Origin of the sequence: Geobacillus sp. PK12, assembly GCF_004123125.1 — a bacterium.
GTDB lineage: Bacteria > Bacillota > Bacilli > Bacillales > Anoxybacillaceae > Geobacillus > Geobacillus zalihae.
Genome location: NZ_SDKL01000092.1, coordinates 1 through 12,049, shown reverse-complemented (window position 1 = coordinate 12,049; position 12,049 = coordinate 1). Strand labels below are relative to the sequence as shown.

Sequence of the window (12,049 nt, the reverse complement as noted above, 5' to 3'; positions counted from 1 at the left end):
ATTTTTATGCTTGATCAAGTTTATCTAGCACCACGGGTTATTTAATAAAATACGTATTCATGGTGAAGGCGGCACTAGCTTGGCTCACGGAGAACGTTCTCTATTAAAAGCATTCCAAGAAGCGGTCCAATTAAATGCTGATGAAGATAGTGGCAACTTAGTCACGTTAGCAGAATTTTTCCCTTCAATCCGCAATTTCCTAGAAACAACAATAACAAGGACAATCAGCCGAGCTGAGGATCGTGCCAAAAACGAAGAAGGATTAAAACCTGAAGATGTCGATGTATTGAAAGTTCTTTATCTCATTAAAGGGATTGATGAGATAAAAGCAACACCAAATAATATCGCTACGTTGTTAGTTGAAACCATTCATGATGAACGCGGACCGTTAGAATATCGTGTAAAAGAGTCGTTGAACCGTCTTGAACAAGCGATGTTCATTGAAAAGCATGCAGATGGTACATATTCGTTCCTTTCCGATGAAGAACAAGAAATCAACAAAGAAATTAAAAATGTAGAGGTTAATCCAATCAAAATTAAAGAACAGCTTGGTGATCTGTTCTTTACAAAAATGTATCCAAAAACGAAATATGAATACAAAAAAGACATACCGCCATTTGATTTTAATAAACGCTTTGACAATTATACAAAGGGACATATGACACATCCTTTAACATTGCAAGTGTTTTCAGTCGCTATATCCGACATGGAAGCAGCAATGAAAGCCAACTCGGGACAACTTGTAATCTGTCTTGATGAAGAGCTTGTTGCCGAAGCAGAAAGCGCAATTAAATATTCCGAACAAGTTCAACGTTATGTCCAATTAAAGCGTAATAATAGCACAACTCTGACTCAACATCGAATTTATGATGCAAAGCTCGCGCAAGTTGATGAGTTTGAGCGTAAAGCAGAAGAATTATTGCGGAAAGCTTGTGAAAAAGCTCGTTTTTATGTCCAAGGGCAAGAACGTATTTTTAAAGGTTCTTTTGAAAATCAAGTAAATTCTGCTTTTGATATGCTCATAAAAAACACGTACACAAAACTCGATTATATCGATGCGCCAATTTCATTTAAAGCACATAAAGAAGAATGGAAACGCCTTGCCGAGCATGGAATTGATCAAGACCTGTTAAATATGACAGGCAATCGTAACGCTTATGACGAGTTAAAAACATACTTTGAAGACCTTGCTCGAATGCATGAAAAACCATCTTTAAAAACGGTAATTGAAAAGTTTAGTGACGTACCATACGGATGGAGTGAGTATGATATTATCGGGCTTATATTAGCCTTAATGCATGATGGTAAAGTCAATTTATATGTTGGTGACGAACGCTTTACACCAGCACATCCACAATTTTTTGACCGTCTCTCTCGCATATCTGAGAGGGAACGAATCCGTATTATTCCGGAGATTGAAGTTGATCCAAAAACAAAAAAAGAATTCACTTCACTGATGCGCGAATTTTTCGGCCGCCAAGAGGTTGGAGAAACGTATCAAGACTTTGCGGAAATTATCCAGCAGGAAATCAATGAACGTTTTACTATGCCGCTTGAAGAGATTCGCTCACGTCGTCGTGAAAGCAAGTCAGCTGATTACCCGTATCCGGGTGAAAGAGAAATTAACATTATCTCGATGGGAGTACAAAAATTACTACAAATTCGCGATGCCGAACAACTTGTCAATAAATTTATCGAGGCACAAGACGAAATTGATCAATGGCTTGAAATGATTGAAAAACTATTAGGCTTCTATAAAAAAACACCGATTTCTGTGTTTGATGACGCTGTTAGCACGCTTCAACTCTATCAAAATGATTTAATATTAATTCAAAATAGTGATGTTCAAATCATTAAAAAGCAAATTACAGACATTTTAACGAAACAAGAACCGTATCGTGACATTCCAAAACTGCCGCAACTTATCAACGAATTAGAAGAAAAAATCAAAGCAGAGGTCAATGAGCAACGTAAGGCGATTCAAGTACAAGTACAAACCCTTGAAGAAAAGTTAGTCGAATTAAAAGATTATTACCAACACGAATCATCTATTGCCCATTATATTGATGCAGAGTGGCAGACATTCAATCGTTTAAAATCAAATATTGTAACAGAAACAAGCATTGTCACAATTCGAGCCCTAGTTCAACAATTAAATGAACATGCGAAACGGGTTCAAGACAGAGCAAAACAAATGGAAGAAGAGTTACGTAAGAAACCACCTACTGTGGTTGATAGCGATGGAGATACTCCTTCTGTTGTGAGGGAAAAAACAACAAAAAAACTATCTGCTAATGAGTTGCATCGTATGTTCTTTAATGGTCGGACAAAAATTGAAACACAACAGGATTTAGATGATGCATTGGAACAATTGCGTACCAATCTTTTACGAGAGCTAAAAGATCACATTCTCGAGATAGAATAAAACAGCGAGCGGGTCAAAATCGATCCGCTCTAGACTTCATTCATCAGCTTATCAAAGGAGTCGAAACGTCCATGAATAAAACAGAGTTAAAAAATTTTGCAATCTTTGCGCGAAGAAATTTACTTGAAAAAGTTACATTAAGAGCAAAATTATTTGGAATCGATGAGAAAAACGGCTTAGAAATGAGAGAAGAGTTTGGACAATTATATGTGAATGGGCAGCCCTATGAATTAAAAATGAAATCAGCGTTTCAATCACTAGCAAAACAACTCAAAGCAAAAGGGTATAAACAATTAATTGAGGAAGTTGCTTATACATGGTTTAACCGAATTATCGCGATTCGCTATATGGAGGTAAATGATTATCTTCCGGAACGAGTAAACGTGTTATCAAGCAGCACTGGAAAAACAGAACCGGACATTTTATCGCAATTTGAAACAATGGATTTAGATATTGATGTCACAGAGATAAAAGACCTTATTAATCAAGGAGAAATAGAAAAAGCCTACCGGAAACTCTTTATTGCCCAATGTAATGCGTTACATAAAATACTACCGTTCTTATTTGAAAAAATTAATGATTATACGGAATTGTTGCTGCCGGATTTCTTATTGGATAGTGAATCAGTAATTAAAAAATTAGTTAATAACGAAGCGTTAACAGAAAGCTTTCAAGAAGTTGAAGTCATTGGTTGGTTGTATCAGTTTTATAATACGGAGTTGAAAGATCAAGTATTTGCTAACTTAAAGAAGAATAAAAAGATTGAGAAATATGATATTCCTGCCGCTACGCAGTTATTCACACCAAAATGGATTGTTCAATATATGGTGGAAAACTCGCTCGGACAACTTTGGTTAGAAGCCAACCCAGATTCACCGCTAAAACAATCGATGCGCTATTATATTGAGCCAGCGGAACAAGATGAAGAAGTAAAACAAAAATTAGAGGAAATTCGCTACAAAAACGTCAATTTAGAAGAAATTAAAATCATTGACCCTTGTGTTGGTTCTGGTCACATTCTTGTCTATGCGTTTGACTTACTGTATCAAATGTATGAGGAAGCAGGATATCCTAGCAGTGATATTCCTCAATTGATTTTAGAGAAAAACTTATTTGGTTTAGACATTGATGACCGTGCCGCTCAGCTCGCGTCCTTTGCCTTAATGATGAAAGCACGAGAAAAATCACGTCGTATTTTCCGTAAAAAAGTGAAATTAAATATTTATGCAATTCAAGAATCAAATCATTTGGATAAAGAAGGAATTGCACAACTGCTTGGGAAAAATGAAGAGGAAAAAGAAGAGATACGTTCAGTAATTAACACATTTATTGATGCAAAGAATTTTGGATCGATTTTGCAACCGCCAAAGATTGATTATAAAAAATACATTATGCGAATTGAGGAGTTTGGGGAAGAACAATTAACTGTAGAAACCTATCAGTCATTTGAACAAATGCCACATGTTCTATACTTGTTTAAACAAGCAGCTATACTGGCATCTCAATATGATTTTGCTATAACCAATCCACCATATATGGGTTCGAAGAGTATGAATAAAAAAATTAGTGATTATTTAAAAATTAAGTATCCAGATACAAAATCTGATTTATTCGCGGTATTTATTGAAAAAGTAACAAGTTTATTAAAGGATAATGCTATCTCTTCTTTAATTACGATGGAATCATGGATGTTTCTGAGTAGTTATGAAAATTTAAGAAGAAAGCTTTTAAATAGTTATACAATTACTAATCTAATTCACATGCCATACGATGGCAGAGGAAGAACAAGCCTAGGGATAAATTTTGGCACCGCCGCATTCGTATTAAGGAAAAGTTTACCTGATAGTTATAATGCAACTTTTCAATGTATAAGGTATTTTGAGATAGATAAGAGTGGTATACCAATCCAATTCCCTGTTAAAAATGAAAGATACAATACGTTATCTCAATCAACTTTCACAAAATTGCCGGGACAAGCAATCTCTTATTGGGCAAGTTCAAATGTACGAAAAGCATTTAACAATTTAATAAAAGAATATTATACAGCAGTAGCAGGAATTTCTACAGGTAAAAATGAAGAGTACATTTTTAACTGGCATGAAGTTAAATTTGGAGATATTGGTTTCTGTTCCAAAGATAAAGAACAATTTAAATATCATCCTCATTCAAAAGGAGGGGATTTTAGAAAGTGGTATGGAAACCGGTATAATATAATAAAGTATAATCCATCTTCAATACAAGAAATGCAAAAATTCCCCGGCTTTAGGCATGATGGAAATCAATTCTATTTTAAGCATCTTTTATCTTGGAGTAAAGTTACAAGCTCAAAATTTAGTGTAAGATATTATGAACCCTTTTATATTTTTGATAGTGCTGCGCCCGCATTTTATAGCGATAAAGTAGAGTATGAACTGTTAGGTTTTTTGAATAGTAAACTATCTAACTATTTTATGCAATTAATTAATCCGACAATGAATTATCCACCGGGATATGTTCAACTATTACCTTACAAGTATATAGAAGATGACATAGTTAAAGAATTAACAAAATCAAACATTGAAATTAGTAAAACTGATTGGAACTCTTTTGAGTCGTCTTGGGACTTCAAACGCCATCCATTTATAACATATCGTAAAGGGAGTGATCTTTTATCAGATGCTTTCAACAATTGGGCAATCCATACGGAAACGCAATTCGCTCAATTAAAGGCAAACGAAGAAGAGCTGAACCGTATCTTCATTGAGTTGTATGGTTTACAGGACGAACTGACACCAGAAGTGCCTGATGAGGAAATCACAATCCGCAAAGCTGATCGCGTTCGTGATGCGAAGTCGTTCTTGTCCTATTTTATCGGCTGCGTAATGGGCCGTTATTCTTTAGATGTAGATGGCTTAGCTTATGCTGGCGGAGATTGGGATGAGTCTAAATATAAGACATTTAAACCCAATAAATACGGATTAATGTTGCTGACGGATGAGTATTATTTCGAAGATGATGTGATTGCACGCTTGCGTGAGTTTTTATCAGTAACATTCGGAGCGGAAACAGTAGAAGAAAACTTGCAATGGCTAGCGGAGTCGCTTGAATTAAAACGTAACGAAACAGCAGAAGAACGATTACGCCGCTATTTCTTAGATGAGTTTTTTAAAGACCATTGCCAAGTATATCAAAAACGACCAATTTATTGGCTTGTTGATTCCGGTAAGCAAAAGGGATTGCGTACACTCATTTACATGCATCGTTATCGTCCAGATACAATGGCAACGATTCGATTTAACCATTTGCAAGAAATTCAAACAAAGTATCATAACGAAATAAATGCTATCGAATTGCGTATGGTCAATCCAAATTTAAGTGCAACAGAAAAACGCGAATTAGAGAAACGAAAAACTGCCTATCAAAAGCGCCTAGAAGAATTACTCGAATTCGATAAAAAACTTGCAGAATATGCAAACGCACAGATTGACATTGACTTGGACGATGGAGTAAAAGTAAACTACGAAAAATTTAAAGATGTACTTGCACCAATTAAATAGAGATATAAAATGGAAAGAGGTAACGATTCCTCTTTCCTTCTTTTCGATAAAAGAGGTGGGATTATGGATATTTTAGAGGCGTTGCGAGAGCGGATTCGTGAAGAAAAAGAAAAGAAGCTGAGAGCGATTGTGTTTTGGTATGATGCCGCTGGGCAGGAATCTGTTGAATCCTTACAAGAAGCGTTGGCTGATGAGAACGTAATTGTACGTGAACTGACAAATACGAACTTTTTTAAACTCAAAATAGAGATTGAAATTGACAAGCCGAACGAATCGTTTGTACTGTATGCCCCGTTTGCACGACCACGTGATGAAGAAAACTATTTATTAGATATCTTGCTATATAGCACCGAGTTTAAAGCAGACCAAATTGCCGTCTGGGCCGAACAATTATCCGTAAAAGACGTTGTATTGCGACCAATTGTTGAGCGTTATAGGCAATTTTTTAACAGCAAGGAACGGATTCAAAAGCTAAAACGGTTATTACCTTTAAATTCGAAAGATATAGATATAGAATATGGGATTTTGGCTGTATTAACGGGCGCACCAATCGCAAATATTGCGGCAATTACACGTTATTTGCTAATGGATGGGCTAGATGAACAAAATAATGAGGCGTATAAGCGGGTCGCGAAATATTTCTCCATTGAACGAATGTGGGAATTGCTTGAACAACATTTTGGCCTTGAAACGAGACCTGTCAATCGTACATTGCGACATTTAATGGAAACACTTCTTTATGCTCATTTTGCTCGCGATGCAGAGGTTAATATTGAAAAACTCCAAACAGAATATCCGTCCATTCGCTCAAATATATGCGCATTATTTATTGATGACTGGATGCGTGGTTCGGCAGAAGAAACAGAAAGGCTAGAGTCATACATACGTGAGGTTGAAAGCCGATTTGAGTTGCGTTATTACTTACAAAATGTATCAGTCCAAAATATTGAAAAAGTAATTACGTTCCCGCTTATTGATGCGTTATTGATCGAAAAAGTAATTGATGAATTGCAACATAAAACATCAGATTTGGAAGCATGGCAAGAACGAATTTCGTTTCGTCTTACGACATATTGGGGCAAAAAGGAACGAATACAAGCACTCTATCGCGTGTTATATGAAGCAGTACGGTTAACCGAATACAAAACGTATCTTAAACAATATGACAGTACCATCGATTTATACAATCAATATGTACATTGCCTGCATTATATTGATCAAGCGTATCGTCGCTTCATGCAAGCATATACCAAATTGGAACAACGCGAAATGATTGAATCATTAGCAAAAGCTTTAACAAATTGGTATGAAAATGTCTATTTAACTAAGCTTGCGCAAGAAACAAATTATTATTTAGAAAAAGAAGAACAAATAACGAAAATACCTTTGCAGCGTTCATTCTTCCCACAAGTAGTTCAACCAATTTTAGAGAAGGAAACAACAAGAGTGTTTGTTATTATTTCTGATGCTCTGCGATACGAAATTGGTTATGAATTGTGTGAGCGGCTTAATCAACGTATAAATGGCGAAGCAAGTGTTTCTCCTTTGTATGCGAGTCTACCAACTTATACACAACTTGGAATGGCATCATTACTGCCACATCGTACATTAACTATTGATGAGAAAAAAATTGTCTACGCTGATGGAGAACCAACAAACGGTTTGGCGAATCGAACAAAGATTTTACAGAAAGCGCATCCTGACTCTGTTGCTTACCGATTAGATGAATTTATGGATTGGTCGCGCACAGAAGCGGAAGAAAATTTTAAAGGAAAGCGTCTTGTTTATTTGTACCATGATGTTATTGATGCGACAGGGGATTCGCGTAAGTCCGAACGTGATACATATGAAGCGGTCGAAAAAGCTGTTTATTCCTTGGAATTAGCAGTTGATCGTTTATCACGATTACAGGCAAAACGTATCTTTATTACTGCTGATCACGGGTTCTTATTCCAGCATTTAAAAGTGGAGGCAGATGTAAAAGTAGAGACCGTTAGAGGAACAGTTTTTGATGGTAATCGTCGTTTTGCAATTGGCCATTCATTAACAGTTCCAGATGGAGCGGTAAAATTAAAGAGTTGGCAAACACCTCTTCAAAATGTCGATGTTGTTATTGCGAAAGGGTTAAATCGATTTATGACTGGCGGGGGATTGCAGTTTATACACGGTGGGGCAATGCCACAAGAATTGATTATCCCGCTCATTGATTATCGTCGTACAGAGCAAGCTAAACCCGTGGATGTAAGTGTAGCGATGTTAGATAAAGTGATTACAAACTATCGTGTACCTGTTCAATTTTATCAAGAGCAAAGCGTTTCAAGCGATTATTTACCACGCCAGCTAAAAATGGCATTTTACCAAGGAAATGAACGAATTTCGAACGAAGTCATTTTAACATTTAACCTAACAGGGGAAAATCATGAACGCACAGAACAAGTGGTCTTCACTCTTGCTGAGCGATATTATCCAATGGGAGAAACGTGTACCTTAAAAATGGAGACGATTCAAGATAAAAAAATTGATTTGTATAAAGAAGAAATTTTTACTATTCGTATGTACGAGGCGTTATATTAACAAAAATAAGACCTGCTGTGTGTTTATACATGGTAGGTCTTTCAATTATAACATTCATTAATATCCTTACCTCATTATCCGGAAAATCCTGTAAGTTGCTAAGGAGAGGAATAACGTGCTTAAAAATGGCGAAATAATTAAAGGGCCTTTTTGGCCTGAAATTGTTGAAATTAAACATTGTGAACAAATTGATGACGGACTTTATTTAGTGGAATCAATCGGACGACAAACAAATAGGTATTACGACCGCTATTTAGAGCAGTATCAACTTGAGCAACTTGAGCGTCTACAGCATGAAGAGGCTTATTTTAATCCAAACCGCCTGCAACACTATTTGCAGTATTATGTACTGAAAGCCGAAGAGAAATATTCACAATCAAGAGCACGTGGAAATAAAAAGATTATCCCGCTCCCACATCAAATTGAAGCGGTTTATAGTCGAATACTACAATCTCCTAGAGTTCGTTATTTGTTAGCAGACGATCCCGGTGCAGGTAAAACAATCATGTCGGGAATGCTCATTCGTGAATTATTAGCAAGAAAAAGTATAGAACGTATTCTTATATTAGTACCACCGCTTGTTTTAAAACAATGGCAAGAAGAATTATATGAGAAATTTGGTGAAGAATTCGTTATTGTAAATCGTAATCTTTTAAATTCTTCTGGAGATATAAATCCATTCGAAGCACACGATAAAATTATCACTTCTATTTACTGGGCTGCAAGAGAAGATGTGAAATCACTCATTTTAAAAACAAGTTTTGATCTCGTCATTGTCGACGAGGCTCATAAGATGGCTGCATATACACGTGGGGTGAAAAAACGAAAAGTTCAAAGAACTAAAATGTATCAACTTGGTGAAGCTTTGCTTCGTCATACAGAGCATTGTCTATTGCTAACAGCAACTCCACATAAAGGGGACAAAGAAAACTTTCGACATCTAATGAGTTTAATTGACCACGATATTTTTTCCCATTTAAACAGCGGAGAATCTATGTATGAAAAAAGTAACCCATTCGTTATTCGCCGCTTGAAAGAGTCGATGGTGAATTTTGACGGCACGCCTCTCTTTCCAAAACGGACAACAAAAACAATTACCTTCGATTTAAGCGAGGAAGAACAACAGCTTTATGACGAAGTAACAGCATATGTACGTGAACATTTTAACCGTGCTAAACAAAACAATAACCAAAATGTTGCCTTTGCAATGATGGTTTTGCAACGTCGTTTAAGTTCTTCAGTGGAGGCGATTTATCTTTCGCTTGTTCGACGAAAAGAGCGACTTGAAAAGCTATTATATAGTCAACAATCATATCAAGAAATTGACATAGATGATTATATTGACATGGCAGCGGAGGAACAGGAAGAATTAGAACTCCAATTAGAAGGAGCGGTTGAAACATTTGATCCTCATGAATTGCAACAAGAAATTGACGTATTGAACCGCTTAATTTATAAAGCAAATATAATTCGTCAGAAAGACGTAGAACGAAAATATACAGAACTTGAACGCACATTATTCAATCCAAATGGCCTTCTGGCTAAAGGGGAAAAGATTTTAATTTTTACTGAATCGAAAGATACGCTTTACTACTTGGAGCGGAAACTGCTTGCCCATGTTCCGGAAGTCGCAAAAATTGTTGGACACTTTTCAATGGAGCAACGACGTGCTGAAGTAGAAAAGTTTCGTAATGACGTACAAATTATGCTTGCGACTGATGCTGGTGGTGAATCAATTAACTTGCAATTTTGTAATCAAATGATAAATTATGATATTCCTTGGAATCCTAACCGATTAGAGCAACGGATGGGACGGATTCACCGCATCGGTCAAAAAAATGAAGTGTTTATTTTTAACTTAGTTGCCTCTAATACACGTGAAGGGGATGTATTGATTCGGTTACTTGAAAAAATGGAACAGATGCGTAATGACTTAGGACAAGACTCTGTATACGACTTCATCGGAGAAATTCTTGAAGAACAGGGAGTAGATCTAGCTCATTTGATGGAAGAAGCGATTAGTGGACGTGAAAATTTAGATGAAATTATTGCAAGAATGGAAAAAACATTATCAGAAGAACATCAACGTTTACTTGCGTTAGCACAGCAAGAACGGATGGACGAAACTAGTTTCGATTTACCGGGTATGCGCCGCGCATACCAAGAACTTTCGATTAATAGTCTTCCGATGAGAGTATATGGTGAATTTGCGATTAAACAATTTGAAAATACAAGAATTCGTTTACATATTTCTAATGACCAATCAACAGTAAGGATTGATCGTTTCCCGAAAAATATACGTGAATTAGCAAAAAAACAGCGTATTTTTATTAAGACGGATGAATCGATACGTTTTGCTTTAAAATCGTATCGTGAGACAGAAGAAATCACATTATTACAAAATGACCACCCTTTATACAAATTGTCATTAGAACTGGGAGCGGGAGAAGTTCAACAAGTTTCCATCCCGGTTTGTCGCGTGAGGGCTTCTGTAAGCGAACCACTTACTATTGAAATAAATCAAGTAACTATTGTTGATGGCACAGGAAGAGAACTTGAGCAGCAGTTAATACTGATTGGTAAACGTACATCTGGTGAATGGGTAAATATCGATCCCTATCTTTTATTTAACGGCGATTTTCAAATTGTTGAAGTAAACATTCCAGAAGACCCGTCATTTAAGCGTGAAGCCATCGTGCAAGCTAGGAAAATATTGCATGAAGTACAAATGAAACGAGATAATTATGTAAATAAAAAAAGTGCCTATTTACGAAAATCTTTTGAAGAACAGATGAACACACTTCATGAACGCCTTCGCCAATATCAGTTAAATAACTTTGATAATCGAAATAGCGCTCTTATTAATCAAATATATAGTCAAATCGAAGACTTAGAAGAGCGCAGTCGCGAACGATTAGATGAGATTGAGCGGGAGCGTAGCATTCAGTTACAGCCAATTAAAAGGATTGCTCAACTTCGACTAGAACCTTCGGAGGAAAATAACGGTCGAGTCATCCCTGATGATGTTGTTGATCTTGTAAAGGAATATGAGTATAGGAACGGCAGATTAAATATCCGACAACAGAAAGCGTTTGGGCTTATTGATTTTACAAGTGAAAGCACAAACGAGGAAACAAGATTTATCATCGTTACAAATTCTCTTTCAGATTTATTAAGAAATATCAACTATGAAGACTATGTTGGCATCGATAATTCTGTTTTTATTTATGCTGTGGAGAATAATGAGATAAAAGAAGAGATACAATTAGAAAAAACGCTTAGAATTCTGTAGTTCATGTAAATAAATCACTCAAAGGCTCCTAGCGTAACGATCTAGGGGCTTTTGATTTTTATTTATTAAGAGTCCATTTTTGATGGAAAAATTCGAGCTTATAAACCAGCCAAAAACAGGTCTTTTAGAATATAGTAGTCGGCATATAGGCTCATTTTTTGGATCGGAGAACCCCTTCATCTCACATTTCGCACCCTCCCAACGAAAATCGGGAGGATTTTT

The 12,049-nt window shown here is 36.2% G+C and carries 4 protein-coding genes; all 4 read left to right on the top strand.

What is annotated here, in order from left to right; translation table 11 throughout:
• Window positions 1-49: 49 nt before the first annotated feature.
• Window positions 50-2,425, top strand: a complete 2,376-nt coding sequence (gene brxC, locus ETR37_RS17890; RefSeq protein WP_255411662.1) for a BREX system P-loop protein BrxC — start codon at window positions 50-52, stop codon at window positions 2,423-2,425.
• Window positions 2,426-2,496: 71 nt separating this feature from the next.
• Window positions 2,497-5,961 carry a BREX-1 system adenine-specific DNA-methyltransferase PglX gene (gene pglX / locus ETR37_RS17885; RefSeq protein ID WP_129447619.1) on the top strand — a complete coding sequence of 1,155 codons (3,465 nt, stop codon included), beginning with the start codon at window positions 2,497-2,499 and terminating at the stop codon, window positions 5,959-5,961.
• A gap of 63 nt (window positions 5,962-6,024) precedes the next feature.
• The gene (gene pglZ / locus ETR37_RS17880; protein WP_129447618.1) at window positions 6,025-8,535 is read left to right on the top strand and encodes a BREX-1 system phosphatase PglZ type A; all 2,511 of its coding nucleotides are present in this window, start codon (window positions 6,025-6,027) and stop codon (window positions 8,533-8,535) included.
• Between the two features lie 115 nt (window positions 8,536-8,650).
• Window positions 8,651-11,827, top strand: a complete 3,177-nt coding sequence (locus ETR37_RS17875) for a DEAD/DEAH box helicase (RefSeq protein ID WP_129447617.1) — start codon at window positions 8,651-8,653, stop codon at window positions 11,825-11,827.
• Window positions 11,828-12,049 lie beyond the last annotated feature (222 nt).